General features: G+C 59.4%; 22 protein-coding genes. 12 read left to right on the top strand and 10 right to left on the bottom strand.

Annotated elements, in window-relative coordinates:
- Window positions 1-2: 2 nt before the first annotated feature.
- The gene (locus HMPREF2751_RS09960; RefSeq protein ID WP_049171975.1) at window positions 3-416 is read right to left on the bottom strand and encodes a YccF domain-containing protein; all 414 of its coding nucleotides are present in this window, start codon (window positions 414-416) and stop codon (window positions 3-5) included.
- Between the two features lie 171 nt (window positions 417-587).
- On the opposite strand from HMPREF2751_RS09960, the gene HMPREF2751_RS09955 reads away from it, so the two are divergent.
- The 4 genes from HMPREF2751_RS09955 (at window position 588) to HMPREF2751_RS09940 (ending at window position 3,168) form a co-directional block, all read left to right on the top strand.
- Entirely contained in the window at window positions 588-1,343 is a 756-nt protein-coding gene (locus HMPREF2751_RS09955; protein WP_049171974.1) for a 3'(2'),5'-bisphosphate nucleotidase CysQ, read from the top strand.
- Window positions 1,344-1,359: 16 nt separating this feature from the next.
- Window positions 1,360-2,196, top strand: coding sequence for a thymidylate synthase (locus HMPREF2751_RS09950; protein WP_049171972.1), 837 nt, complete (start codon window positions 1,360-1,362; stop codon window positions 2,194-2,196).
- A gap of 23 nt (window positions 2,197-2,219) precedes the next feature.
- Complete coding sequence (locus tag HMPREF2751_RS09945) at window positions 2,220-2,750, top strand: dihydrofolate reductase (RefSeq protein ID WP_049171970.1); 531 nt, start codon at window positions 2,220-2,222, stop codon at window positions 2,748-2,750.
- Window positions 2,751-2,889: 139 nt separating this feature from the next.
- Window positions 2,890-3,168 (top strand): mycoredoxin, encoded by a 279-nt coding sequence (locus HMPREF2751_RS09940; RefSeq protein ID WP_038627805.1) that lies wholly within the window; start codon window positions 2,890-2,892, stop codon window positions 3,166-3,168.
- Between the two features lie 122 nt (window positions 3,169-3,290).
- Here the strand turns inward: HMPREF2751_RS09940 and HMPREF2751_RS09935 are convergent, their stop codons facing one another.
- Together HMPREF2751_RS09935 and HMPREF2751_RS09930 are read right to left on the bottom strand one after the other, a co-directional pair.
- On the bottom strand, window positions 3,291-4,700 hold the full coding sequence (locus HMPREF2751_RS09935; RefSeq protein WP_049193280.1) for an NAD(P)H-quinone dehydrogenase: 1,410 nt from the start codon (window positions 4,698-4,700) through the stop codon (window positions 3,291-3,293).
- Window positions 4,701-4,775: 75 nt separating this feature from the next.
- A complete protein-coding gene (locus HMPREF2751_RS09930) occupies window positions 4,776-6,002 on the bottom strand; it encodes a M20 family metallopeptidase (protein ID WP_070595952.1) in 1,227 nt (408 codons plus the stop codon).
- 196 nt (window positions 6,003-6,198) lie between these two features.
- On the opposite strand from HMPREF2751_RS09930, the gene HMPREF2751_RS10785 reads away from it, so the two are divergent.
- Window positions 6,199-6,885, top strand: coding sequence for a hypothetical protein (locus HMPREF2751_RS10785; protein WP_141747466.1), 687 nt, complete (start codon window positions 6,199-6,201; stop codon window positions 6,883-6,885).
- 9 nt (window positions 6,886-6,894) lie between these two features.
- On the opposite strand, the gene upp is transcribed toward HMPREF2751_RS10785, so the two are convergent.
- Window positions 6,895-7,530, bottom strand: a complete 636-nt coding sequence (gene upp, locus HMPREF2751_RS09915; protein ID WP_049171962.1) for a uracil phosphoribosyltransferase — start codon at window positions 7,528-7,530, stop codon at window positions 6,895-6,897.
- A 261-nt stretch (window positions 7,531-7,791) separates the two neighbouring features.
- Here upp and HMPREF2751_RS09910 point away from each other — a divergent pair, with 261 nt between their 5' ends.
- The 3 genes from HMPREF2751_RS09910 to HMPREF2751_RS09900 all read left to right on the top strand — a co-directional run bounded on the left by HMPREF2751_RS09910 (window position 7,792) and on the right by HMPREF2751_RS09900 (window position 10,613).
- On the top strand, window positions 7,792-8,196 hold the full coding sequence (locus tag HMPREF2751_RS09910) for a hypothetical protein (protein WP_070429820.1): 405 nt from the start codon (window positions 7,792-7,794) through the stop codon (window positions 8,194-8,196).
- Window positions 8,196-9,239 carry a C40 family peptidase gene (locus tag HMPREF2751_RS09905; RefSeq protein WP_049171958.1) on the top strand — a complete coding sequence of 348 codons (1,044 nt, stop codon included), beginning with the start codon at window positions 8,196-8,198 and terminating at the stop codon, window positions 9,237-9,239. The genes HMPREF2751_RS09910 and HMPREF2751_RS09905 overlap by 1 nt, the downstream gene beginning before the upstream one ends.
- 132 nt (window positions 9,240-9,371) lie before the next feature.
- Window positions 9,372-10,613: a hypothetical protein gene (locus HMPREF2751_RS09900; RefSeq protein ID WP_049171956.1), complete on the top strand. Its 1,242-nt coding sequence runs from the start codon at window positions 9,372-9,374 to the stop codon at window positions 10,611-10,613.
- A 29-nt stretch (window positions 10,614-10,642) separates the two neighbouring features.
- Here HMPREF2751_RS09900 and HMPREF2751_RS09895 read toward each other — a convergent pair whose 3' ends face one another.
- On the bottom strand, window positions 10,643-11,872 hold the full coding sequence (locus HMPREF2751_RS09895; RefSeq protein WP_016422148.1) for an adenosine deaminase: 1,230 nt from the start codon (window positions 11,870-11,872) through the stop codon (window positions 10,643-10,645).
- Window positions 11,873-12,028: 156 nt separating this feature from the next.
- On the opposite strand from HMPREF2751_RS09895, the gene HMPREF2751_RS09890 reads away from it, so the two are divergent.
- Window positions 12,029-13,279, top strand: a complete 1,251-nt coding sequence (locus HMPREF2751_RS09890) for a D-alanyl-D-alanine carboxypeptidase family protein (RefSeq protein ID WP_187269913.1) — start codon at window positions 12,029-12,031, stop codon at window positions 13,277-13,279.
- On the opposite strand, the gene HMPREF2751_RS09885 is transcribed toward HMPREF2751_RS09890, so the two are convergent.
- The 3 genes from HMPREF2751_RS09885 to HMPREF2751_RS09875 all read right to left on the bottom strand — a co-directional run bounded on the left by HMPREF2751_RS09885 (window position 13,280) and on the right by HMPREF2751_RS09875 (window position 15,998).
- Window positions 13,280-14,305, bottom strand: a complete 1,026-nt coding sequence (locus tag HMPREF2751_RS09885; RefSeq protein ID WP_016422146.1) for a YhjD/YihY/BrkB family envelope integrity protein — start codon at window positions 14,303-14,305, stop codon at window positions 13,280-13,282.
- Between the two features lie 62 nt (window positions 14,306-14,367).
- On the bottom strand, window positions 14,368-15,423 hold the full coding sequence (gene trpS, locus HMPREF2751_RS09880) for a tryptophan--tRNA ligase (RefSeq protein WP_038627786.1): 1,056 nt from the start codon (window positions 15,421-15,423) through the stop codon (window positions 14,368-14,370).
- A 143-nt stretch (window positions 15,424-15,566) separates the two neighbouring features.
- The gene (locus HMPREF2751_RS09875) at window positions 15,567-15,998 is read right to left on the bottom strand and encodes a hypothetical protein (RefSeq protein WP_070560858.1); all 432 of its coding nucleotides are present in this window, start codon (window positions 15,996-15,998) and stop codon (window positions 15,567-15,569) included.
- Window positions 15,999-16,188: 190 nt separating this feature from the next.
- Between HMPREF2751_RS09875 and HMPREF2751_RS09870 the strand changes: the two genes are divergently transcribed.
- Window positions 16,189-18,876 (top strand): DUF6541 family protein, encoded by a 2,688-nt coding sequence (locus HMPREF2751_RS09870; protein WP_070595950.1) that lies wholly within the window; start codon window positions 16,189-16,191, stop codon window positions 18,874-18,876.
- Window positions 18,877-18,904: 28 nt separating this feature from the next.
- Here the strand turns inward: HMPREF2751_RS09870 and HMPREF2751_RS09865 are convergent, their stop codons facing one another.
- Window positions 18,905-19,861, bottom strand: coding sequence for an exodeoxyribonuclease III (locus HMPREF2751_RS09865; protein WP_049171950.1), 957 nt, complete (start codon window positions 19,859-19,861; stop codon window positions 18,905-18,907).
- 43 nt (window positions 19,862-19,904) lie between these two features.
- On the bottom strand, window positions 19,905-21,215 hold the full coding sequence (locus tag HMPREF2751_RS09860) for an MFS transporter (protein WP_070595949.1): 1,311 nt from the start codon (window positions 21,213-21,215) through the stop codon (window positions 19,905-19,907).
- Between the two features lie 396 nt (window positions 21,216-21,611).
- Here HMPREF2751_RS09860 and HMPREF2751_RS09855 point away from each other — a divergent pair, with 396 nt between their 5' ends.
- Together HMPREF2751_RS09855 and HMPREF2751_RS09850 are read left to right on the top strand one after the other, a co-directional pair.
- Complete coding sequence (locus tag HMPREF2751_RS09855) at window positions 21,612-22,601, top strand: hypothetical protein (RefSeq protein WP_049171948.1); 990 nt, start codon at window positions 21,612-21,614, stop codon at window positions 22,599-22,601.
- 265 nt (window positions 22,602-22,866) lie between these two features.
- Complete coding sequence (locus HMPREF2751_RS09850) at window positions 22,867-25,089, top strand: NADP-dependent isocitrate dehydrogenase (RefSeq protein WP_070545703.1); 2,223 nt, start codon at window positions 22,867-22,869, stop codon at window positions 25,087-25,089.
- The last annotated feature ends 322 nt before the right edge of the window (window positions 25,090-25,411 follow it).

Genomic DNA, 25,411 nt, shown 5'->3' with positions numbered 1-25,411 from the left:
CTCTAAATCTTCACCGCATAGCCGTCCACACGGTAGCCCTTCACAATGTCCTTGCCGAATGGGAAGCAGGTCACCGGAATCATCTTGACGTTGGCCACCGCCAGTGGAATTCCAACGATGGTGACAGCCTGCGCCGCCGCAGTCATGATGTGACCGATGGCCAGCCACAGACCGGCGATGAGGAACCAGATTACATTCATCACACCGGCGCTAACGGCACCGACCGCGCCCCGTCCGGAACGCTCCACCACGGAGCGTCCGAACGGCCACAGTGCATAAGAAGCCATGCGGAACGAGGCCACGCCAGCGGGAATTGTGACAATCAAAATACAGGCAAGAACGCCGAAGAAAATGTAGCCCAAAGCAAGCCACAGGCCACCGAACAACAGCCAAATGATATTCAGCAAGGTCTTCATGCCACTTAAGTGTAGTCAGGATGCGTAGTGGGCACCTGGAGTTAGCGCAGCTCACCTAACGCCTGCGCAAAGTGAGGCATTAAGCCCATAGGGCCACTCGGTTGCGGTGAGGATGGGGCGCGGCATCCCGTCGCAAAGCGGGGTTGGGAAAAAGTGAATAGTATCTAAGTCATGTCTGCCTACATTGAAGATGATGTTCTTGCCTATCGACTTGCCGTGGGCGCCAGTGAAATTCTCAAGGGTGTCCGCAACGTAGGCCTGCTGCGTGGCCGCATTCTGGGAGATGCCGGCGACGCACTGGCACAGGAGTGGATTGCCCGCGTACTGGAGCAGCACCGTCCGGACGACGGACTGCTGTCGGAGGAAGCCGCGGATAACCGTGAGCGCCTGGACTCAAAGCGGGTGTGGATTATTGACCCACTCGATGGCACGCGTGAGTTCGCTTCGGGCCGCCAGGACTGGGCAGTTCATGTCGCTCTGGTAGAGGACGGTCAGCCGACCCACGCTGCTGTTGGTCTGCCGGATCACGGCCAGGTTTTCCACACGGGTGAGGCCAAGGCTGTCCAGGGGCCGTGTGCGGGCAAGATTGTCGTATCGCGTACTCGCCCACCGGCTGTGGCGAAGTACGTCGCTGACAAGCTGGGCATGGAGCTGGTAGAGATGGGCTCCGCTGGTGCGAAGGCAATGCACGTACTGCTCGGTGACTACGACGCCTACATCCACGACGGTGGTCAGTACGAGTGGGACTCGGCAGCGCCGGTTGGCGTCGCTAAGTCCGCAGGACTTTTCGTCAGCCGCCTAGACGGCTCCGCGCCGACCTACAATAATGTCGATACTTTCCTGCCGGATATGCTGTTCTGCCGACCGGACCTGTCGGAGGAGATTCTGGCAGCGGTGAAGGAATTCAAGAATCAAGAGCAGAAGTAGGTAAGCTAGGGCGGCTATGACCGACTCCACTGACATCACGACACAGGCTCATCAGGGCATTCAGACTCCGTACGAGGATTTGCTGCGCGAAATTCTCGCTGACGGAGCAGCTAAATCAGACCGCACAGGCACGGGCACTCGCTCAGTGTTCGGCCGCCAGCTGCGCTTTGATCTGAGCGAGGGCTTCCCACTGATCACCACTAAGAAGGTGCACCTGAAGTCCATCGTGTACGAGCTGCTGTGGTTCCTCCGCGGCGATTCAAACGTCCAGTGGCTCCAGGACCGCGGAGTGACTATTTGGGACGAGTGGGCAGACGACAACGGCGACCTCGGCCCGGTCTATGGCGTGCAATGGCGCTCCTGGCCCACTCCGGATGGGCACCACATCGACCAGATTGCACAGGCGCTGGAGACTTTGAAGTCCAACCCGGATAGCCGCCGCAACATCGTCAGCGCCTGGAATGTCTCCGAGATTTCCAATATGGCGCTGCCACCATGCCATCTGCTGTTCCAGTTCTACGTCGCAGATGGCAAGCTCAGCTGCCAGCTCTACCAGCGCAGCGCGGACATGTTCCTGGGCGTACCATTTAACATCGCTTCCTATGCACTGTTGACGCACATGATGGCGCAGCAGGCGGGCTTGGACGTTGGTGAGTTCATCTGGACCGGTGGTGATTGCCACATCTACGACAACCACATTGAACAGTGCGAACTGCAGGTCTCCCGTGAGCCACGCCCCTACCCCACGCTGAAGCTTCGGAAGGCCGACAGCATTTTCGACTACGCTTACGAGGACATCGAGGTCATCGGCTACGACCCGCATCCTCTGATTCGCGGTCAGGTGGCTGTCTAAGTCAGCGAAAGGTGAGTGTAAACATGAACGAGTCCACCGCTTCCACCAGCGCAAGGCCCCCGTTTGTAGGGATGATTTGGGCGCAGTCTCGGGCCGGCATTATCGGCGACGGCGCGACTATGCCCTGGCATCTGCCTGAAGATCTTCAGCATTTCAAAACAACGACGATGGGCGCACCGGTCATCATGGGGCGTCGCACGTGGGACTCGCTGAATCCCAAGTTCCGTCCACTCCCGGGTCGTCGAAACATCGTCCTTTCGCGCTCCGTGTCCGATTTCCCCGGCGCTGAATCCGCAGCCAGCCTCGAAGCGGCACTCGCAGCCGTCGCCGACGAGCCCGCAGCATGGATTCTCGGGGGCGGACGTGTCTATCGCGATGCACTTTCGCTTGCCGACGAATGCGTGGTCACCGACATTGATACTGATGTCAATGTCCCGGTACCGGTCATGGCTCCCGACCTCTACGACTGGGTTCGTGTCGAGGATGGCCCGTGGCAGACGTCAACGACCGGCCTACGCTACCGCTTCTGCACGTGGCGGCGTCTAGAGGATTAGCTTCCTTTAAAAGCCTCGGAAGGAAAGCCTCCGAAGAGCATCTGGGAAGGGTTCCGAGCAAGGCTCTGAGGTGGGGCTACTGCCCGGCGGACGTATTGCGCAATGGAATATCGGCCTTGGTCCGCGCGTTGGACTAAGTATGACTGATGTGAAGACTCCACAGACCACCGAACACGTGACCATTTACGCTGCGGCCTGGTGCCCTTTCTGCCAGAACCTCATTGCTGGCCTGAAGGAAAACGGCACTCCGTTTGAGGCTTGGGACGTCGAAAAGCACGACGACCTTTCGAAGTGGGTTGAGTCCGTCAATGACGGCAACCGCGTTGTGCCGACTGTGCTGTACTCCGATGGCGAGCACGCCACGAATCCGTCTGTGGAGGAAGTCACCGCTAAGTACGCTGAACTCTCCAGCAAGTAAGCGCAGCATAAGCGCATCGGTACGTTCTTATTGCACAGCCAAAAAGCCGAGCCCCACTTTCGGGGCTCGGCTTGTTTTATTTACGAGTGCGGCCGGTCATGCTGCCAGTCGCGATACCAGCATTAGTCCAGATCGTCGTGTGCCATCAGCTGACGAGCAGCCTCAGTAATCGAGCCAGACAGCGACGGGTAGACAGAGAAGGAGCTTGCCAGGTCATCGACGGTGAGCTGGTTGGAGACACACACAGCAATTGGCAGAATCAGCTCCGAGGCGGTCGGAGCGACCACCACACCACCGATAATCATGCCGGAATTCTTACGGCAGAACAGCTTGACGAAGCCGTGGCGCAGCGAGCGCATCTTCGCACGCGGGTTACCTGCCAGCGGGAAAACCTCAACACGAGCGGAGACCTCACCGGACTCAATCTGAGCCTGGGAGACACCAACAGTCGCAATCTCCGGGCGGGTGAACACTGCCGAGGAAACGGTGCGCAGGCGAATTGGCGAAACACCTTCACCGAGGGCGTGGTACATCGCAATACGACCCTGCATAGCTGCAACGGAAGCCAGCGGGAACAAGTCGGTGCAGTCACCGGCAGCGTAGATACCCGGCACGTTGGTGCGGGAAACACGGTCAACGTGAATGTGGCCAGACGGGGTCATTTTCACACCACTTGCGTCCAGACCCATATCCGCAGTGTTCGGAATCGATCCGACGGTCATCAACGCGTGGGAGCCGAAGACCTCACGGCCGTCGGAAGTGACGACGCGAACGCCGCCGTCCTCAGTGCGTTCGACAAGATCACAGCGGGCGTTCTTCACAACGTCCACACCGCGCTCCAGCAGGACCTCCTCCAGGGCATCTGCAGCGTCAGCATCCTCGTGCGGCAGGATGCGGTCACGCGAAGCGACCATGGTGACCTTGACGCCCAACTCGGTGAACGAGGATACGAACTCAGCACCGGTAACACCAGAACCGACCACAATGAGGTGCTCTGGCAGCTCCTCCAGTTCGTAAACCTGACGCCAGGTCAAAATACGGTCACCATCAGGAATCGCACCCGGCAGAATACGTGGGGACGCACCGGTGCTGACCAGCACCAGGTCGGCTTCAAGAGTGACCTCGCCGCCCTCGAGCAAGTCGACGGTGACGTAGTGAGTTACACGGCCCGGGTCGTGGTCATCGAGGCGACCGCGGCCCTGCAGCATCTTGATGCCCTCACGCTCCATCTGCGCGCGAACATCGTCGGACTGCTGCTGAGCCAGGCGCTTAACGCGCTCGTTGACCGCAGTGAAGTCGATTTTGCGCTGGGAAAAGTCCGGACGCAGACCCATCTCGTCCGCACGACGCATATCGGTACGAACGCCCGTCGCCGCGATGAAGGCCTTAGAGGGAACGCAATCCCACAGGACGGAAGAACCGCCCATCCCGGCATCCTCAACCACAGTGACTTCAGCACCGTACTTGGCGCCAACCAGCGCTGCTTCGTAGCCGGCTGGGCCGCCGCCAATGATTACGATCCTCTGTGCCACAAATCCTCCAAAGTTGCCGTGGATATCACAATGTAACTACCGCGGGAGGCATTTTCCCCGCTTTGCCCCCATAGTCTAACGGACAGTCATGGTTGACTGCGCGCCGTCCTCATAGCGAGCAACAATGCCAGCGAAGAGTTTCACACCAACGCCCAGGCAACGCTCGTCCACGATTAGGTCATCTCGGTGCAAATCGTGCTTGTCTCCACGACCGGACCAGCAGCCCAGACGAGCCATCGCGCCCGGGACATGCTCGAGATACCAACCGAAGTCCTCGCCACCGGACGACTGTGGGGCCTGAATGACAGCATTCTCGTCCACTCGTCGCACCGCTTCCGCAATCAGGGCGGTGCAGTATTCGTCGTTAAGCACAGGCGGCACGCCACGCTCGTAGTTGATGGTGCAATCAGCGCCGGTCGGGGCGAGGACCTGTTCAATCAGTTCACGCACCAGTGGATCGATGTCGCGCCAGGTCTTGATGTCCGCGGTGCGCAGGGTGCCGCTGACGCTGCCTTCCGACGGAATCGCGTTGTGTGCATACCCGGAGTGAACGGAGCCGAACGTGAGCACGGTGCCAGTGCGTGGGTCGACGCGTCGTGACAGCAAGCCCGGCAAATCTACAATCAATTTACCCAGCGCATAGACAACATCGGCCGTCATCTGCGGACGGGAAGTATGCCCGCCCGGGCCATGCACCTGAATCTCCAACGTGTCGGCCGCAGAGGTGATGGCACCTGTTCGAACGCCGACGTGACCGACGCGCAGCTTCGGCTCACAGTGGACGGCAAAAATACGCTCAACGCCATTGAGCGCACCGGCAGCGATAACCTCGGGTGCACCGCCAACCATGACCTCCTCGGCGGGTTGGAAAATGAAACGCAGCGGCGTCGGCAACGTGTGCTTCTCGTGGTACTCAGCCATAGCCAGAGCCGTCGCGAGCGTAATCGTGGTGTGAAAATCATGCCCGCAGGCGTGCATGACGCCATCGTTGGTGCTGGCAAACTCCAGCCCCGTGGTCTCTGTAATTGGAAGCGCGTCTATATCGCCGCGGAAAGCGAGACGCCCCGGCAATTCACCTCCGGCTTCGCTACCGGCGAGTTCATCTTCACCAATGTCGACCATCAAGCCGGTGTTGGGAAACAGCACTGGTTTCAGCCCTGCAGCACGCAGCTTCTCCTCCACAAAAGCCGTGGTGGCGTGCTCCATGTGAGATAGCTCTGGGTGCGCATGAAGATGCCGCCGCCACTCGAGAATCTCGTTCGCGTGCTCGGCCCACCAGTGCTTAATAAACTCCTCAATCACAATTCTCCAGTGTAAGCGCTCCACCGACAGGCCGTAACAAGAGGCCTACCGACGACTGCGCCAGCGACAGCAGTGGCCGGCAAGCGTTTGAATATCAGCGCCAGACGTACACATGACCAGGGGCCACTTCTTTCACTTTGACCCCTTCAATTATCAGATGTTTCACATTTTGAGGAAGTCTGCGATGATATTAGGCATGTCCGGCAATGGCACACCTAAGTCTCTCAGCATCCCCATCATCATCGTGGCCACCGCACTCGTGGTCGTCATCGGCATCGCCATCGGCCTGTCGCTGAACAATAGTGATGAGCCCCAGCGTCCGGAGGTCCCCTCCTCCTCGCAGCCGACGTCGCCCAGTTCGACACCGCCGTCCTCGACGAGTTCGACTTCTACGAGCAAGACGACCACCACGACGACAACTACGTCGAAGTCCTCCGAGACGTCGTCAAGCACGCCGAGCACTTCGACATCGTCCTCGTCGTCAAGCACGCCGAGCACCACGTCTTCGCCATCCACGACGACGAGCTCTGAGCCGACAACAGCTCCGGAGGGACAGGACTTCGGCACTGGCCGCTCCGACTTGGACGGCCTGGGCTTCGTGGGCAGCTCCGCACGCTGCGACAACGGTGACCGCGCCTTTGCTGTTATCGCCGCTGAACAGGGAATTAAGGCTGCTGCTTGTGAGACGCGCTCCGGCGAGAAGTACTACCGCTCGGATACACCACAGGGTTCCGGATCGATGGACATCATCGTCGATGAGGGCGACCGCGTTGTTGCACAAAACGGCTCGTACAAGTACCAGATGTCCCCCGACGGAGTTCTTGTGACCAAGGACAACGAGGTCGTCAAGAAGTACGCGGCAGAAGCCTGGGGAACTGCCTAAGAGATTAATTTAAAGATCAATGTTGCGGGGACCGTAGAGACGGTCGCCCGCATCTCCCAACCCCGGCACAATGTAGGCATCCTCGTTAAGATCCGGGTCCACCACAGTGGTGACAAGACGCACCGGGAAACCGGATTCCTTCAAGGCGTCGACACCCTGCTGTGCAGAAATGATGCACACGGCCGTGATGTTGTCCGCTCCGCGATCCGCCAACAGCTTCAGGGCATGCAGCAGTGAACCGCCGGTTGCCAGCATCGGGTCGACCAGGAAGACAGTGCGCCCGGACAGATCCTCCGGCAGCGCCTCGAGGTACGGCACCGGCTCATGAGTTTCCTCATTACGAGCCAAGCCAATAAAGCCCACCTGCGCATCCGGAATCATCGACAGCGACGGATCGATCATGCCAAGCCCCGCACGAATGACGGGAACAATAATCGGCGGATCCTGCAGACGGTAACCCGGCGCGGTAGTGATTGGGGTCTGAACATCGAAGTTATCGACGGGCAGCTCCCGGCTTGCCTCGTAAATCAGCATTGCGCCCAGATCGGCGAGTGCCGCACGGAAGCCCGCGTTATCAGTGCGCGCGTCGCGCAGAATGGTCAAACGTGACTGTGCCAAGGGATGGTTGACAACGGTAATCTCCATGCCTTCCAAAATACATTGCTTTGCTTTTGCCGCTCTGGTGCCGGCATCGCAAGTTTCTGAAAACGCGTTCCCAAAAAAGATGGAACCGAATCGGCCTTTTTCGCGCCTAACAATACGAGGGCTTTTTACTGCGCCCCATTTGCGTAAGCCCGCTTACTACCAAACCACTTGCCGCTCAGCCGCCGTCCGAACCCCGCTAGCCGTTCAGCCACAGCACTGAGTGTTGAACCACACGCGAATTTCCTAGAGAGGCCGTCAACATTGTCCCGTCCATCACCACACAGTTCCCACAGCCAATCGTTTCTCTCTCCGACCACTAGCGGGAATGACTCAGTCTTTACGCTGGCGCCAGAGCTTATTTCTGCCGATGCCACGCGCCTTGACGCGTTGTCGCAGCAGGTCAGCGGCGCTGACTTGGGCATCAGCGCACTGCTCTCGCTTGGCGACGTCCCGTTTGCTGGGCCCTTCTGTCACGCTGCAGCCACTGCTCTACAGCGCCAGCATGAGCATGTAGCTGAGCTGAATGAGTACGGCACCAGCGCTGCTCGTGCACTGAACGCTCTTGTCTCTGCGGTGTCCACTGCTGAAGATGCCGGCGCATATGCGCTGCAGTCCATCTCACCGAAAATGGGAGCCGTTGCAACTCGCGGAATGGGCGGTGCGTGATGCTTCCCACCAATCTACTTACGGAGGTCCCCACCGCGATTGCACAACAGCTAAGTCCTGCCATCGCACCCGCACTGGCAGGACTTGCCGGGGCCGCAATACCCGCCGCGAGTACCGCCTGGCGCTCAGTGGCAGATTCCGTTGACCGCAACTGGGGCGATGGTGCTGGTTCCGGAGCAGGGGCCGCGGGAACAAGTCTCAAACGGGCTGCAAATGCGGCAGCCGACTTGGAAACTCGCGCCGGAACCATTGACAGTGACATTGCCAAGGGGCTGGCCTCAGTAATGTCAGCGGCCACTGATTTGGCCCGGATCGCCATGGATTTTGTCACTTCCGCCATGGGCTCGTTGACTGCGACGGCTGCGGGGCCCGCTGGTCTCGCCGCGACCGGCGCCAGCCTAGCCTCAGCGGCCAGTTCCGCGATCTCCCAGGCCATTGCGCGGCTCATGAAACTAGAGCAAGAACTGCGACCTCTGGTGCAGTCGCTGATACAGCAAGCGAGTACCGCGGTGGACACCCCTACCCCACCTCACTCGGCACAGTTGGAGGCCCCAGGTACCACTCAAGCCGCCCTCGCTTCTACGTCTACGAACACCCCAGGATCGGCTAGCGCTACCGACGCTGCAGATGGTTCGGAGGCGTCGTCCGATTCGGGCAGCGCGCCGGTACCTGCGGATGCTGGAGCTGGCGCGCCCACACCAGAGGCCCAAGCTGCGGTGAAGGCTGCACTGAGTGCCGTCGGAACGCCCTATGGTTGGGGCGGAAATACTCCGGGGCAGGCGCTCGATTGTTCAGGCTTAACGCACTGGGCCTACGGGCAAGCTGGTGTTGATATTCCCCGCACGGCAGAAGCACAGGCCGTCGGCAGACAGGTGAGCCAGGATGAACTGCTACCTGGCGATCTTGCAGTGTGGGACGGCCATGTCGCCATGGTCATCGGTGACGGAAAGATGGTCGAAGCGGGCGATCCGGTGCAGGTAAACCCCGTGCGTACGACCAACATCGGCATGCCGTTTAAGGGGTTCTACCGTCCGACCGGATAGTGCGGTGGGTATCTGCGTCGTAAAACTTCTAAGATAGGAATACGCAAACTTGCCACCCGTGGGGGCGCTGCAGGTATGACAATTTTTGAGTTTTAATAATCACCGACAAGCAGAAGGGCTGCGACGAAAACTATGGCCAGGAAAGGCATCGTTCCTATCGAACTCGAGCTGACCTCGGGCACCTTTTACACGTTGTGGGCTCCAAGCTGGCGTGAGGGTGGCTCCGAGTGGCAGGCTCTGCTCGGCCGCGGTGATGACATCTATTTGTTCTCATCGGCGGCAAAGCTCCTGGCTTTCCTACAGTCGGATGCTCCTCACGACTTCACGCAGCACCCCAGCTGGCGCAACTTCAACCAGCAGCTACCGGGAGCTGCCATCGCGGCGCCACGCCACCGCTATGACCTGATTGGGCTGCCAGAGATTCTGGCCGGCCGGGCCGACTACGACCATGTTTCGCGCGCAGATCGCATTCTTGCCATCACTCGCGCGATTGGTGCAATCGCGGATCTCACTCCGATCAACCAGATGTTCGCCTCTCACTCTGTCCTGGCTGCCACACAAAATGGTGCTGATCACTTCCAGGGCAGTGGCGCCGCTCAGTGGTCGGCTATCGGCAATGTCATCTTGACCAACTGGGACAATTGCATTGACGCTATCGACGCCATCGGCGCAAATACTCCGAGCATCGATGAAGAGTCTGAAACCGCTGCTGCAGCCGCATTAAAGGAAGCGGAGGCCGCGGAGCGTGAGCGTCGTGAAGCAGCGGAGAAGAAGCGCGAAGAGGAAAAGAAGTCCGCAGAGGAGACCGCCGGCGATCCGTACGACCAGACGGTGTGGGCCAACGCTGGCATCGACCCGATCAAGATCTCCATCGCTGGCCGCACGCTCTACACCTTGCGTTGTTACATGGGGCGTCGCCCGCTATTCCTGGGCAGCGCCGGTGAGATTCACACGTTCTCACAGCCCCGCACGATGGTGCGTTGGCTGCTGGAGCACAAGCATCACGACATGTCGGCGCTGACGACGTGGGACGAAATCATCACCGCCGCCAACGCAGGTGAGCTAGAGGCCGTGGTGCACGAGGACAATGAGTACTCGTTTACCGGCCTGGCCGAGGACATTGAAAAGGGCCCGAACGCCGTGGACACCGCCCAGCTCGCCCGCGCGTACGAGCTACTCGCAGACGCCGCTGACTGGGCTGGCGATGATGCCGTGAACGAGGTACTGGCGGGCAACCAGCAGCTGCAGTGGCTGCTGAACTTCCTGCTGGACACCGGCGAGCTGTCCGAGCCAGTGCCGCCTTACGACGATGAGGCTGAGGGCTGGAGGCAGCTGGAGAAGGACTTGGCCGCTCGGTTCACGACCAAGATCTAGCTCCTCCCAGCAAAGCTGGCCGGCGCTGGCTAGTCCAGCGTCAGGTTCAGCTCATCTTCGGCACCGAAACCCGCACCGTTGACATCAGTCTCGATGTCTTCGTCGCTGTTGTCGATAAGCTGCAGGTAAGCGGGGTAAATAATGGTGTCCATGATGTGCTCGCGGGTCGGCAGATCCACGAATGCATTGTTTAGCGCATTCGAGGTCAGTTCGAACAGCTCGCTGTAGCCGTAACCGAAGTTCTCCACCAACTCCATGCACTCCCGGGTCATGGAAGTCGCACCAATCAGACGGTTATCCGTGTTGACCGTGCAGGCGAAACTCATATCGTCGAGAAGCGAGAACGGGTGATCCGCAACACTGTCACAAACACCAGTCTGAACGTTGGAGGTCGGGCAGATTTCCAGCGGAATCTGGCGGTCACGAATAGCGGAGGCAACCTCCTGGCATTCGATGCCCTCGAGGGAAGCACCGAAGTCCTCGTAGATGCGTACGCCGTGACCCAGGCGGCGAGCACCTTGCACGACAGCATCCTGCAACGAATCGACACCGGCGTCTTCACCTGCGTGAATGGTGACCGGAATGAGGTTTTCCCGCAGCATGGTGAATGCTTCGGCATGGTTAGCCGGTGGGAAGCCGTTTTCCGGTCCAGCGATGTCAAAACCGACAACGTACCCGTCGGAGTTCTTCCCGTAGTTGTCGATGACCAGCTGTGCGACTTCCTTGGAATTGTCATTCTGGCGCATCGCACAGACCAGCAGACGTGCGGTGATGTGCTTTCCCTCAGCGGCGGCATGGGCTTCACCCTGCGCCAGGCCTTCGACCAGTGCGTCGATGACAGCCTGCATATCCAGGCCCTTTTCCAAATGGTTTTCCGGAGCCAGGCGCAGCTCAGCGTAGACGACGTTGTCGGCGGCCAGATCCTCGACGGCCTCACGCGCAACGCGCGTCAGCGACTCAGCGGTCTGCATGACGGCGCAGGTGTGCGCGAAGGCGGTCAGGTAGCTCGGCAACGAGCCAGAGTTGCCGGTGTCAATGAACCACTTCTCCAGTTCATCCACGTCGGTGGTGGGCAACTGATCGGTGTAACCGCAGTCCGCGGCCAGGTCGATAACGGTCTGCGGGCGCAGGCCGCCATCGAGGTGATCGTGAAGCAGTACCTTGGGCAGGCTGGCGACAACCTTGCGCATCTCATCGAGATTCGATGCCGAAGACTGTGTGTCCAGAGACTGAGCATCACTGTGCAAAGAATTAGTCATAATGGCCAGACTATCGGTACTGTGCCCTCCGCTTCTACTTCACTGCCGGTGAATCGTAATTCTGCTTTGTACAAAGGCTTCCGCTCCCCCGTTTTCCCCCATCCACACACGACGAATACGTCATTTCGGGTGACGTTTTACTACCCTTATTTCATCATGTTTCCCTCTCGCCGCTTCTCATCTGCCGTTACGCTGCTAGCTACCAGCGCTCTGCTTCTGCCGAGCACCGCCCCCGCAGCCATGGCGCAGAGCACCTCGCTTACCGACGACGCCCCGATTGTCGGTCCCGCACCTGATATCCGTGACACGGAGGGCTGCCCCTACAAGACCCTTCCACCAGCACCAGTGGATTCCTCTGAGGTTCCGGCTCCCGGCGAAACATCTCCCGCTCCACTTCCGGTTCCTCAAAAGCCGGCTGGAGGTAGCAAGATGTCCGCCTGCGGCATTGTCAGCGGTGAGGGGTTTGACGTTCCGAAGGACCTCTCCGCCTCTGCATGGACGGTGTTCGATTTGAAATCCGGCGATGTCCTTGCGGCGAAGGACCCGCACGGCCGCTACCGTCCGGCATCAATTATTAAGGTGCTGCTGGCGATGGAGGCAATCGAGAATTTGAAGCTCGACACCCCAGTCAAGGCGACCTTCGAGGACGCGAACATGGAGGGCTCTCGTGTCGGCATCGTCGAGGACGTGAACTACTCGGTAGAAACGCTCCTGACTGGTCTGTTGCTTAACTCCGGCAACGACACCGGCCACGCCTTGGCTCGCGAACTTGGTGGCATGGATAAGACCACAGAGAAGGTCAATGCCCTGGCAAAGAAGTTGGGGGCGACGGATACGCGAGTGGTCAACCCGACTGGTCTCGATGCTCCGGGACAGATGACGTCGGCATACGACATGTCACTGTTCTTCCAGCACGCATTCAACAATGAGACCTATCGCAAGCTCTCGGCCACCCGCCTGGCCACCATCCCCGGAGACAAGGCTCTCGAGGTCGATGACTTCGAAATCGCCAACGACAATCAGCTGATTGCCCAGGACTACCCCGGCGCCCTTGGAGGCAAGACTGGTTTTACCGACGATGCCCGTCACACCTTCGCTGGGGTGGCTGAGCGCGATGGCCGTCGTCTCGGCGTCATCGTTCTCGACGTCACTGTGGAGGATTCACCGCGCCCCTGGGAGCAGGCGGCATCGCTTCTCGACGCCGGCTTCGCGGCACCGCAGGACAGCTCTGTCGGTGTCCTCGAAGCGGAAGCGACTGAGGATAAGTTGGTAGAAAAATTGCCCGATATCCTGGACAACGAGTCAACAGGAACCGGGCTAAAAATTACTGTCAGCGCTGCCATCGTAGGTGTCATCGCATTGATTGCGATGGTCACCTACCGCTTCGGCAGACGCGATCGCGGCTAATTATTTCGAACCGAGCAGGCGGTTCAATCCGGACGGGTTGGCCGCTTCCGCACGGACGTTAATGACAGCAGGAGCAGGTGCATCCAGCTCCTCGTCGGCAAGCGCTTCTTCGGTCGTCGCCGTCCAGGCGGTGGCGTACATAGTGATGCGCCAGATGAGGTAGAAAACGACCATCAAACCGATGACCGGACCGAAAACTGCACCGGCCGGGTTCGACAGGGCGTTGGAGAAGAAAACGCTACCGAGCTGCTTGACAACCTCAAGGCCAATCGCACCGATAATCGCACCCTTTGCCGCAGAGCGGAACGGGGCGCCCCCGCGCGGCAGGAAAGCGAGCATCCAGAAGAACAGCAGCCAGTTGGCAACGAGACCAATGGCGATGGCAATCAATCCCGCAATAATTGTGATTCCCGGGACATGAGCCAGACCAATCTTGTCCAGCAGGGACTGGGTCAGTCCGGAAGAGCCGGCTGCGGTGACAGCGAAGGTCAGCAGGATCATAACCAGCATGCCCAGCAGACGCAGCAGGTCGCGAACCTTTCCCACCACGAAGTTGCTAGCGCCCAGCGGGCGCTTCCACAGCTGTGTCACTGCGTTGGAGAGGTTGCCCATCCAACCAAGACCCGACCACAGGGTGGCAATGAAACCGACGGTGAAGACGCCACCTGCCTGATCGATCGCGCCTTCGATAATTGCGTTGATGGTGTCGCCCATCGACCCATCGATGGAGTCGGTGATAGCGGACTGGATTTGCTCAAGCAGCTGCTCATTGCCACGCAGCACAAGCGCGAGGATGGCAAATGCCGTCATGATTAGGGGGAAAATCGACAGCACGGAGAAGTACGTGACAGCGGCGGCAAAAAAGTTACCGCCCTGCTCGGAGTAGCGCTCCTGCATCCGCATAACGTGATCGAACCACGCCCACTTTTCGCGGAGGCGGTCGATTGCGCTCGGTTCATCGGCGTGTACACGCTCGATGCCATAGCGGTCCGTTCTCTTCGGATCTTTTTGAGTAGAGGTTGCCATGTCCCCTACCTTAACGTGCCAGCTTTCGGTACGGAGACTGAAGCGCAGAGTCTACAGCTGAATTAACGGTTGGCGGCCTTCAGGAACCCGACTCGCTCGTACACATCTGCAAGTGTCTTGGCGGCAACTTCACGGGCACGGTCAGCGCCTTCGGCCAGGATCCGTTCCAACTCACCGCGATCAGCCATGAGCTCCTCATAGCGAGCACGCAGTGGCGTGGTGAATGCTTCCAGCGCATCTGCGGTATCAGCCTTCAGCTGGCCGTAGCCTGCGCCTTCGTAGCCGGCAACGAGCTCGTCGACAGGCTTGTCGGTCAACGCCGACTGAATGACCAGCAGGTTGGATACGCCCGGCTTGTTCTCACGGTCGAAACGAATTTCGCCATCGTTGTCGGTAACGGCCGAGCGAATGCGCTTGGCAGAGACCTTTGGGTCGTCCAACAGATTAATAATGCCCTTCGGGTTTGCACCCGACTTGCTCATCTTCGAGGTCGGACCCTGCAAGTCATAAATCTTGGCGGAGCCTTCCATGATGTGCGGATCCGGCACAACGAACGTTTTCTTGTAGCGGGAGTTGAAGCGCTGCGCCAGGTTACGCGTCAGCTCGAGGTGCTGGCGTTGGTCCTCGCCCACCGGCACCAGCTGTGGGCGGTAGAGCAGAATGTCGGCGGCCATCAGCATCGGGTACGCAAACAAACCAGCGGAGGTGTGTTCCGCGCCCTGACGAGAGGACTTGTCCTTAAACTGCGTCATACGGCTGGCTTCACCAAAGCCAGTCAAGCAGGTCAGCACCCATCCGAGCTCCGCGTGCTCGGGCACATGCGACTGCACGAACAGCACCGACTTCTCCGGATCAATACCAAGTGCAATCAGCTGTGCGGCACCTGCGATAGTGCGCTGACGCAGCTCCTTCGGATTCTGCTCGACAGTGATGGCGTGCAGGTCTGGAATGAAGTAGTAAGCGTCGAAGTCATCCTGCAGATTAATCCAGTTCTTCAATGCTCCCAGGTAGTTGCCCAGGTGGTAGGAATCTGCGGTCGGCTGAATGCCGGACAGAACGCGCTGCTTACGAGCACTCGGTGCAGGATTAGTTGCTTCAGGACCCTTGCTTTCACTCATAGCCAATAAGTTTAGCGCGAGCTTCATAGTGGAGAGTCGGCGACGTACCCATTTCGACGACATCGCAGGCTTTACAGGAACGCCAATCCTTAATATCCGGTCTTTAAATCGACGTCGACTACCGGGAAAGCGACCACCAAAAACTAGTCCTGACGGCCCTTGTACCCTTGCTCCACAAGCATTCGATCGGATAGCAATTTGACGGTTCGCGCTGCAGCGGCTGGCGATTCCTCGGGGTACAGTGCGCGCACCAGCGTGACAGCCGGGCGGATGCCGTGTTCAGAGAGAACACGTCGAACACGCTCGCGCTCCCCCTGGGTCAACTCCAGTGGAGCTACGGGAGGCCTGCGGGTGTAGGACACGACCATGACGACTCCCAGCAGAACAATGAGTCCGAGGGAAATCCACAGTGGCCACGCGTAGGCAAAAGACAGCACGATAAACGCAACGATGACACCGGAAGTCACGACCACCGGGACATTGACAGCAGTACCAGGATCGTTCTGCAGGCTCCGTGCGATGGCTTCCAAATCGGCCATCTGGTGCCGCTTGTTATCTCTCTCGCCGTTTTTCACTGTGAATGTCCTCTCCTTTCCGGGTCCGCACCGAGCTCGCTTCAAGTCTCGCGCAAATTCGCGCTTGGGCTTTACAGCAGCTGAAGTCCCATCAGCCCTTCTTCAAATCTTAGGCGCTCGCGTCCCAAGTGCCGAACTAACCCACAGGTATTATTGGACTAATTCAATTCTCTTATCCGTCAGGAGTCCCATGCTCGCTGCCATTGCGGTTGCCGTCTTCATCCTGCTGATCCCAGGCACAGTTCTCGGTTGGGTCAGTGGGCTACGTCCCACGCTCGCGTTGGCATCTGCCGGCCCATTAACGATGGGTGTGATCGGTTTTTCCGCATGGTCGTCTCACGCGCTTGGGCTGGATTACACCTGGCTCTTCGTGGCCGGCATGTGGGCATGGTTCTGTGCCATTGGCTATCTGGTGCGCAGATTCATCCCCCGGGCAACGCCCGAAGACGGCTTCGATTCCGGCGTTGTCACCGCGATGATTGTCGCCGGGGTCACGGTAGTCGGCTCGATGCGCGCCATGCTCGTGCTTAACGACGTCCCCGGTGGCCCCGGCGCTATCCGCGAGGCCTGGGATATGCTCTGGCATACCAACTTCCTCCGGTTCATTGACGAGCATGCAATAGCCTCGCCCACCGCGGCCGGTGACCTGATGAATCAGGAGACCGGAGCCGAAATGTTCTACCCCACCGGCTGGCATGCCGTGGCGGGGCTGCTGCCCGGCTCGGTTTTCCTCGATTCCAACGTGTTTGCGTTCTTGGCCCCGGCGCTGCTTCTGCCCGCAGCAACTGCGGTGCTAGCCCGCACCGCAGTTGGCCCTAAGTGGGCGGCCTATGCCGGTCCCGCAGCTGCCGTCGCGACGCTGATGCTTCCGGAGATTTGGGTGGCTCTTTGGCGCACATCCTCCATGCCGTATCTGCTCGCGGTGGCCACTTTGCCGATCGCTGCGGCTTTGACCATGCGGGGCTATATTGTCCCCGCTACGCTTGCCCTGGTCGGCACGTTTATCACCCACCCGGCCGGCGCAATTGCTGCTGTGCTCTTTGTTGGCTTGTGGTTGATCACCCAACCGAGTGTCAGTGGCCTCGCTCGCACACTAATTATCGGAGCGCTCTCACTGGTGATGACTCTCCCGGCAGCATTGTCCGCTAGCGGGCAAGGTGAATCCGTTGCGGGCTTTACCGGCCAAATTGAGATTTCCCGCTCCGAATCACTGTGGCGGACTCTTATCGGGTTTTCCCGCTATGCTGACGAGCCCATCTTTTCCCAGACTGTTCTGGTTCTTGTGCTCATCGGCCTGGTGGTGGCGCTGGTCTCTCGCCTACCAGACAGCCCGTGGGCGCCGTGGCCGGCACTGGCTTTCGGGCTGCTCTTTGTGGTGTCCGATAGTGCGCAGTCCCGTTGGGATGAGCCGTTCGGCACCTATCTGAAGTTTATTGGCACTTTCTTCTACGACATGCCGTACCGTATGCAGGCGGTTATGGGAATTCTGCGCGCAGTGCTGGTCGGCTACGCAGTCGCGGCTGCCGTTGTCGCGATTGTGGCTGCGGCGCAGTGGATCGTCGCAAAGCGAAATCAGCCGGTCAAGTCGTGGAATCCTGCGCTGGCGATGGGGCTCGTAGCGGCACTGGCGATTGTGCCTGCGACCTGGGTGAGTGGGCCTGCTCAGCGCGAGGCAATTCGTGGAAGTTTCGGAAGCACGTTTGTGACCGCTGCGGACATGGAAGCTATTGATTGGCTGTCCGAGCAGCCGCATGCGTTTGAGGGGCATATCCTCAATGACCGTCGTGACGGTTCTGCGTGGATGTACGCCATCGCTGGACTGCCGACGCTGTTCCGCCATTTCTCCTTCTCCGACAAAACTGCCGAGGCAAGCAAGAAGCTGCCGACAAACGTTGACTTGCTGGGCTCACATCCGGAATTCGATGCCATGGCGAAAAAACTGGGCGTGCATTACATCATTAGTTCTCCGCCAGGTGTGAACACGGATGGCACGGAGGCGCTGTCGATGCGTTCCTGGGCATGGCACGCGCCGGGGCTCACGCCCGTGTATCACGACGGTTCTGTGATGATTTTCGCGGTCAACAAGATGTTTTCACCTGAAGAGTTGCACGCTGTTGTCAACAGTTCCCCACACCGCCCGGCGCGCCCCAATCCGCTGTGGATGCCTCCGCGCCAGCCGATCGTCCCCTCCCCCGACGAGGCTGTCGATCCGCTCGCCGGCGCGCGCATCACCGTCGACTCTCGCCGCGAGGCCATCGAGGCTATCAACGCCGACCTGCCTCGCGCGCTGCGTTTGAGTGGGGATACTTCCGCTCACATCGACAGCATCGTGCAACGTGCCAACGAGAAGCTCCGTCAGCGCGGCGCAATCGTTGGCGCGCATTCGCTTGCCGACGGCACGGAGAGCGCAGCCACCGTAATTGTCGGTCGCTCATCAGAGGACCAGACCCTTTCTGGGGATAACATCGGCGATCGTGGCTTTTCGGTATCCGCTGTGGTGAAGTCTCTCGAACCTGAGGACGATGCTCCTGCCGATTGGCAGTTGGCGGCGGGTGTGCGTGACGGAATGGTGTTCCGAGGTTTCAATCCGCACAGCAGTTACAGCACAAACGGGGTGCCAACAGAGTTTCGTACCGGTCTGGCGCCGGCAGTGGCGGTGAACCAGAGTTCGCGGTCGCATGCGCCGACGGTTGCGCTATCGCTGGGAGCGGTGGGCGCTGAAAAACTCACCCGCGATTTGGCCGACCCGGCTATGCAGGACAAATGGGCCGACGCCATCGTTGACGGCATCGCCTCGATGTTGCGGCAGAACCGGCATCTCGTAACTGCTCCCGAGCCGGAGTTGATCCCAGAGTTCGCTGACGTCGGAGCACACTAGTCCACTCGGGGTTAGGCGTATGCCGGGTTTAGGCGTACTCCACGATCACCGGCGCGTGGTCCGTCCAGCGAAGGTCGTAGGCGGCAGGCTTATCCACTACCGAGCTGACGGCACGCTTGAGCATTGGTTCGGTTACCGCCTGGTAGTCGATGCGCCAGCCGGCATCGGTATCGAACGCCTTACCGCGGTAGGTCCACCAGGACCAGGGGCCGTCGGCCTCTGGGTGCAGACGGCGAGTGACATCAAACCACACCGGATCTGCATTGAGCTTCGGGGCCTCCCACACAGAACCATCGGAGAAGGCACCGGATTCCAGCTCCTTTTCGCTGGCCTGAACCTGCGAATCCTGGGGAACCTCATCGGGCCAGCAGCCGAAGACCGAGTCCATCCAGGCACGCTCCTGCGGTAGGAAACCGCTCTTGCGGCGGTTGGTCTTCCAGTTCTTCAAATCCTGTTCGCGGTGGCAGATGTTCCAGTCGCCGCCGATGACTGCGTGGTGACCGTCGCGCCCCTTGGCACCCAGTTCCGCCAGGTAGTCGGAGAAGGCATCGAGGAAGCGGTACTTCTCATCCTGCTTCTCGCTCAGGGCAGCACCAGAGGGCAGGTAGAGGCTGGCAATCTGGACATCCACATCCAGGCCGGTGTCCGCTGCCGGGGCAATACCACTGATAAACCGACCGGATTCTTCGAACTCCTCGGAGCCGATGCCCACCTGGACGTCGTTAAGCGGAAAGCGCGAGAGAATGCCCACGCCGGCGCGCCCCTTTGCACCCAGGTTTTCAGCGCCGACCCAATGCCATCCGGCATCAAAAGCGGGCGCGAGGGCCTTGCGTGCCTGGTCGTCGGTGGCGCGGACTTCCTGCAACAAAACGACATCGGAACTGGTGTGCTTCAACCACTCCAGCAATCCCAGGTTGGTTTCGCTGCGCTCCTTGACGGCGGCGCGGATGCCGTTGACATTGATTGTCGCGATTGTAAGGCTCATGCCCTCATACGTTACCTATGCGTGCACTACGCCTTGAAGACCCCTAGCGCAGTTCGATGCGCTCAGCCTTCTTCGCCTGTGAGCGGCGGTAAAGAACAATGGTCGGCAGAGCGATGAAGATAGCCAACATCGCCAACGTCGCGCCGCCCAAAGCCGGTGCGCGGTAGCCATAACCGGACGCAATGACCCAACCACCGAGCGCCGCTCCAAAGGCGTTGGCCATGTTCAATGCGGCCTGGTTGAGAGCTGCCGCCAGCGTCTGTGCGCGACCGGCGACATCCATCAGACGGGTCTGCAGATTTGGCACCAATACCGATCCCAGCAGACCGATAAGGAGGAAGTTGATCGTGCCCAGCACAGCATTCTGTGAGGTGAAGTAGAAGACGCTGAGCATGATTACCATCAGCACCAGCGCAACCATGATGCCCCACTCCCCGATGCGGTCGGAGAGCCAGCCACCGATGTAAGTACCGACAACCATGCCGATGCCGTAGGCCATCAGCACAATCCAGATGTGGTTTTCGCTCATGCCCGCTTCGCGAGTCATGGTCCAGGTGATGTAGGTGTAAACCGCGAACATGCCGCCGAAACCAACGGTGCCGATTGCGACGGTCAGCAGCACCTGCGGTGTCACCAGAGCCGAGAGCTCATCCATCGGACGTGTCTTCGGCATGCGGTTCATATGCGGCACGGCGAACCACAGCGAAACAAATGCAATCAGCCCGATGACCGCGACAAACGCGAAGGCGCTGCGCCAACCGTAAATCTGTCCCAGCACCTGCGCGGCCGGCACACCAATCACAGTCGCCACCGACAACCCCACGCCCGACAGAGCCACCATCTTGCCGCGCTGTCCCGGCTTAGCCAGGGAGGCAGCCACCAGCGCCGCCACCGAGAAATACGCACCGTGCGGCAAACCGGCAATGAAGCGGGAGACCATGACAGCTTCGAAAGACCCCAGTGTGCCTGCCCATACCGTGGCACCATTGCCGATGGTAAATGCCGCCATCAGCAGCAGGAGCATGCGCCTGCGCGGAATCGAGCCGGTCAGCACGGTAATTAGGGGTGCGCCCACGACAACACCGAGTGCGTACATCGAAATCATGCGCCCTGCGGCATCCTCATCACGTCCGAAGGCATCAGCGATGTAAGGCAGCAGGCCCATGGCCACAAACTCGGTAACGCCGATGCCGAATGCACCGACCGACAGAGCCACAATCACCAAGATTCGGCGTAGATCAGAGATGTCGTCCTGCACCGGAACAGGACGGCGATGCGAGCTAAACGCTCCCACACGACGTGCACGCGGTTTGTGATCGTCGTTGTGGGTTGTTACTTCGCTTGACGACGTCATTGCGACCGTCTCCTTTTCTCTTCTTACGCCAGTTGGTGGGCTCTCAGTTCCCCTCGATTTTCGACCCAAGACGGGCTCGCAAAACCGTGAGGGGAGCCGCAAGGGAAAAATGAGACTCTACTCCGCAACACAAAAATTTCGCTATTTAATCCGCCTGTTCCCCGGGTATTTGTGCGCGGAATAACATCTGCGGCCATTAGTGGAAGTCGCTCACTCAAGTTCTTCCCAATGCATTTTGTAATCGGCATTGTTTGCCGAGGACTACGAATTCCCTTCGAGCGTGACGGACTTCCTACCATCGAGCGCTCCGGGTCTTCGATGCTGCCGTACTAGCTACCGGGTAAATTGTTTTAAAAGATATTTCGAACTGCAATACCGATAGGATCTTGATTCACTATGGGCGACCGCTATAACCTCTACGAGTCTCTGACGCTGGATAGCGAAGCCAGCACCGAAGAGCTCCATGCAAATCTTTCTAATCAACTCTCCGAACTGCGAGATGCTGGCGTCTCGGAGTACTCCGGCGAGTTCCAGGAGAAGCTCACTGCGCTGCAAGTGCTTGGCGATGAGGGACGTCGTCGCGAATACGACGCTTTGCTGGCCGATGAGAACGCCACCATCACCATTGCGACGCTGCGCGGGCTGGCAAATCGCCCGGCACCCACTGCGCAGGAATCCTCGTTCCAGACGCAAACCCAACAAGCACAGTGGTCCGCCCCAACTCAAACCAGTCCTGCGACAGTAACCACCACGGTGACCACGGATGTACCACCGCTGCCTGCAAACGCCACACTGCAGAACATGTGGCAGCGCATGCCACTCATCCCCCGAATCACTACCGGCTTGGTCGGTTTTTCAACTCTGATTGGCATCATCGCAGTTCTGTACGCAATCACGCTCGGCATCCAGGGCGCCAACGATCTCGGCAGCCTAGAGTCATCGTTGGGTGATTCTTGGGATGACATCGGCTACATTATGGGCGCTGCAGCCGCCCTCGTTCTTGTTCCAGTCCTCTTACTGATGGGAATGATGCTTGTCACCTTGACCGCATACTGGATTCACTCCATCCTCCGCGGTGAAGACTCGACGGCACCAATCTTTTTCTGCGTCACCGTGGCACCACTGGCGTTGGCTATGACCATCATCCCCCTCCTGTTCTTGAGCTCCTGGGTGGATGTAGTCCTCTTCCTCGCAGGTGCCATGCTGATCGCGGCTTGCGTTCTTATGTTCCTCAAGGACATGCGCGCATGGTTCCGCGGCCAGAAACTGGTCAGGACTACCCAGTCGGCCCCGGGGCAGGGCTATGCTCCGCAGTACCCACAGTCTCAGAACACTCAGGGCTACCAGTTCGGCCAGAACAATCCTCCGAACAATACACAGAACTAAATAGGCTGCCCTGAACAACCGCGCCGGCGTGCACGACACCCCAGCGCGGTTTTTCGTATTTGAAGGGTTTGAGCGCGGGGGCCGTCGTAAAGCGAAAAATGGAATGAAAAGCGGCGAATAAGCGACAAATAATTGCGCATTTCGTGACTTACCTCACATAATTGCGTTATTCATATCACTATCACTGTTTTTGCGCTATGCCCCGACACAACCCAAGATTCAAAACTGGGTTATCGTGGAACAAAACAGATAGGAGACATGAATTATGGCGACAATTATTTGGACCCGTACTGACGAAGCCCCTCTGCTGGCGAGCTACTCGCTGAAGCCAATCGTGGAGGCATTTGCAAGCCAGGCTGGTGTCAATGTTGAAACCCGCGACATCTCCCTCGCAGGCCGCATTCTGGCTCAGTTCCCGGAGCGTCTTTCGGACGAACAGAAGGTAGAGGATGCGCTGGCAGCCCTGGGCAAGCTGGTCAAGGAGCCGGACGCCAACATCATCAAGCTGCCGAATATCTCTGCATCCGTCCCGCAGATTAAGCGCGCTGTCGCAGAGCTGCAGGAAAAGGGCTATGACATTCCGAAGTACAAGTCGCAGCCGGAAGGCGACGAGGAGACCGCCGACCGCGCCAAGTTCGACAAGGTCAAGGGCTCTGCCGTTAACCCGGTACTGCGTGAGGGCAACTCCGACCGCCGCGCTCCGGAGCCGGTGAAGAACTACGCCCGCAAGCACCCGCACCGCATGGGCGCTTGGTCTGCAGACTCCAAGACCAACGTCGCCACCATGGCCTCCAACGACTTCCGCCACAACGAGAAGTCCGTTGTCATGCCGGAAGATGACAAGCTGACCTACCAGCTCGAGGCTAACGACGGCCAGATCATCACCCTGAAGAAGGACATGCCGGTCCTCAAGGGCGAGATTATTGACGGCACGGGCATGAACGTCCACATCCTGGACAACTTCCTGCGCGCTCAGATTCGTCGCGCACAGCGCGAGAACATCCTGTTCTCCGTCCACTTGAAGGCCACCATGATGAAGGTCTCCGACCCGCTGATCTTCGGCGAGGTTGTCAAGGCCTTCCTGCCATCTGTTTTCCCGAAGTTCGAGTCCAAGCTGGCTGCCGCCAACCTGACTCCGGACAACGGCCTGGGCGCCATGCTCGATGGTCTACACAAGCTTGACGACGCTACTGCGGCGGCCGTCAAGTCCGCTATCGAGAAGGACCTGAAGGAAGGTCCGGCCCTTTACATGGTCAACTCCGATAAGGGCATCACCAACCTCCACGTTCCGTCTGACGTCATCGTTGACGCTTCCATGCCGGCCCTGATCCGCAACGGCGGCAAGGGCTGGGGTCCGGATGGTGAGGAGCGCGACACCCTCGCAGTCATCCCGGACTCCTCCTACGCAGGCGTCTACCAGGCTGTTATCGAGGACTGCCGCGCCAATGGCGCTTTCGACCCGGCCACCATGGGCTCTGTCCCGAACGTCGGCCTGATGGCTCAGAAGGCTGAGGAGTACGGCTCCCACGACAAGACTTTCCAGATTCCGGTTGACGGTGTCCTGCAGGTCATCAACTCCGCTGGCGAGGTTCTGATTGAGCACCACGTCGCCGAGGGTGACATCTGGCGCTCCTGCCAGACCAAGGACGCCCCAATCCGCGACTGGGTGAAGCTGGCCGTTAACCGCGCTCGTATCACTGGCGACCCTGCAGTGTTCTGGCTGGACCCGCAGCGTGCGCACGACAACAACCTGATCAGCAAGGTCAACGAGTACCTGGCAGACCACGACACCGAGGGTCTGGATATCCGCATCATGGATCCGGTGTCCGCTACCAAGTTCTCCCTCGAGCGCATCCGCCGCGGCGAGAACACCATTTCCGTAACCGGTAACGTTCTGCGTGACTACCTCACCGACCTGTTCCCGATCATGGAGCTGGGCACCTCCGCCAAGATGCTGTCGGTCGTGCCGCTGATGGCCGGGGGCGGCCTGTTCGAGACCGGTGCAGGCGGTTCCGCACCGAAGCACGTCCAGCAGGTTCAGGAAGAAAACCACCTGCGCTGGGACTCCCTGGGCGAGTTCCTGGCACTGGCCGAGTCCCTGCGCTACGCCGCTGAGCATGACGACGACCCACGTCCACGCGTCCTGGCTGAGGCCCTGGATAAGGCAACCGCTACCCTGCTCGACGAGGGCAAGTCGCCGTCCCGCAAGGCTGGCGAAATCGACAACCGCGGCTCCCACTTCTACCTGGCTCTCTACTGGGCACAGGAGCTGGCCAAGCAGGACGAGAACTCCGAGCTGAAGGAAGTTTTCGCACCGGTCGCTAAGGCTCTCACGGAGAAGGAAGAGTCCATCGCCAAGACCCTGATTGATGCTCAGGGTTCCCCAGCTGATCTGGGTGGCTACTTCCTGCCGGACGATGAGAAGACCTCCGCAGTTATGCGTCCGTCCGCTGAGTTCAACGAGATCATCGACGGTCTGAAGAAGTAGGACTAGCTGCTTGCTCCTGGCTGGTCTGGCTGACCTGGTTGGCCCAGGCTGGTCTAGGCCGACCTAGGCTGACCGCCGGTTTCGGGCGATAGCCCCTCGCTCATGTTGCATTTGATGCACATGGCGCGAGGGGCTTTTTCTATGCCCTGACTTCCGTAACGGTCTTGACAGTACCCAGTGCTTTTCGGCGCTTTACGGTACCCTTCGCCCATACTCAGTCCCCTGTTTGGCTCACCTCGACACTCGGCACCGCAGCGCCCGATGCCCCGGCACCGCAGTGCCTCACCCCATGAGTTACTGACTACCTTTATGACACTTTTGT

It is taken from the genome of Corynebacterium sp. HMSC063G05, assembly GCF_001810555.1.
Taxonomy (GTDB): domain Bacteria; phylum Actinomycetota; class Actinomycetes; order Mycobacteriales; family Mycobacteriaceae; genus Corynebacterium; species Corynebacterium jeikeium_D.
This window is presented reverse-complemented; position numbering and strand designations above follow the sequence as displayed.

Excerpts from the sequence above, each read along its gene's own strand:
- HMPREF2751_RS09960 (WP_049171975.1), bottom strand. The coding sequence starts at position 416 with ATGAAGACCTTGCTGAATATCATTTGGCTGTTGTTCGGTGGCCTGTGG.
- HMPREF2751_RS09955 (WP_049171974.1), top strand. The coding sequence starts at position 588 with ATGTCTGCCTACATTGAAGATGATGTTCTTGCCTATCGACTTGCCGTG.
- HMPREF2751_RS09950 (WP_049171972.1), top strand. The coding sequence starts at position 1,360 with ATGACCGACTCCACTGACATCACGACACAGGCTCATCAGGGCATTCAG.
- HMPREF2751_RS09945 (WP_049171970.1), top strand. The coding sequence starts at position 2,220 with ATGAACGAGTCCACCGCTTCCACCAGCGCAAGGCCCCCGTTTGTAGGG.
- HMPREF2751_RS09940 (WP_038627805.1), top strand. The coding sequence starts at position 2,890 with ATGACTGATGTGAAGACTCCACAGACCACCGAACACGTGACCATTTAC.
- HMPREF2751_RS10785 (WP_141747466.1), top strand. The coding sequence starts at position 6,199 with ATGTCCGGCAATGGCACACCTAAGTCTCTCAGCATCCCCATCATCATC.
- upp (WP_049171962.1), bottom strand. The coding sequence starts at position 7,530 with ATGGAGATTACCGTTGTCAACCATCCCTTGGCACAGTCACGTTTGACC.
- HMPREF2751_RS09905 (WP_049171958.1), top strand. The coding sequence starts at position 8,196 with ATGCTTCCCACCAATCTACTTACGGAGGTCCCCACCGCGATTGCACAA.
- HMPREF2751_RS09900 (WP_049171956.1), top strand. The coding sequence starts at position 9,372 with ATGGCCAGGAAAGGCATCGTTCCTATCGAACTCGAGCTGACCTCGGGC.
- HMPREF2751_RS09895 (WP_016422148.1), bottom strand. The coding sequence starts at position 11,872 with ATGACTAATTCTTTGCACAGTGATGCTCAGTCTCTGGACACACAGTCT.
- HMPREF2751_RS09890 (WP_187269913.1), top strand. The coding sequence starts at position 12,029 with ATGTTTCCCTCTCGCCGCTTCTCATCTGCCGTTACGCTGCTAGCTACC.
- HMPREF2751_RS09885 (WP_016422146.1), bottom strand. The coding sequence starts at position 14,305 with ATGGCAACCTCTACTCAAAAAGATCCGAAGAGAACGGACCGCTATGGC.
- trpS (WP_038627786.1), bottom strand. The coding sequence starts at position 15,423 with ATGAGTGAAAGCAAGGGTCCTGAAGCAACTAATCCTGCACCGAGTGCT.
- HMPREF2751_RS09870 (WP_070595950.1), top strand. The coding sequence starts at position 16,189 with ATGCTCGCTGCCATTGCGGTTGCCGTCTTCATCCTGCTGATCCCAGGC.
- HMPREF2751_RS09865 (WP_049171950.1), bottom strand. The coding sequence starts at position 19,861 with ATGAGCCTTACAATCGCGACAATCAATGTCAACGGCATCCGCGCCGCC.
- HMPREF2751_RS09860 (WP_070595949.1), bottom strand. The coding sequence starts at position 21,215 with ATGACGTCGTCAAGCGAAGTAACAACCCACAACGACGATCACAAACCG.
- HMPREF2751_RS09855 (WP_049171948.1), top strand. The coding sequence starts at position 21,612 with ATGGGCGACCGCTATAACCTCTACGAGTCTCTGACGCTGGATAGCGAA.
- HMPREF2751_RS09850 (WP_070545703.1), top strand. The coding sequence starts at position 22,867 with ATGGCGACAATTATTTGGACCCGTACTGACGAAGCCCCTCTGCTGGCG.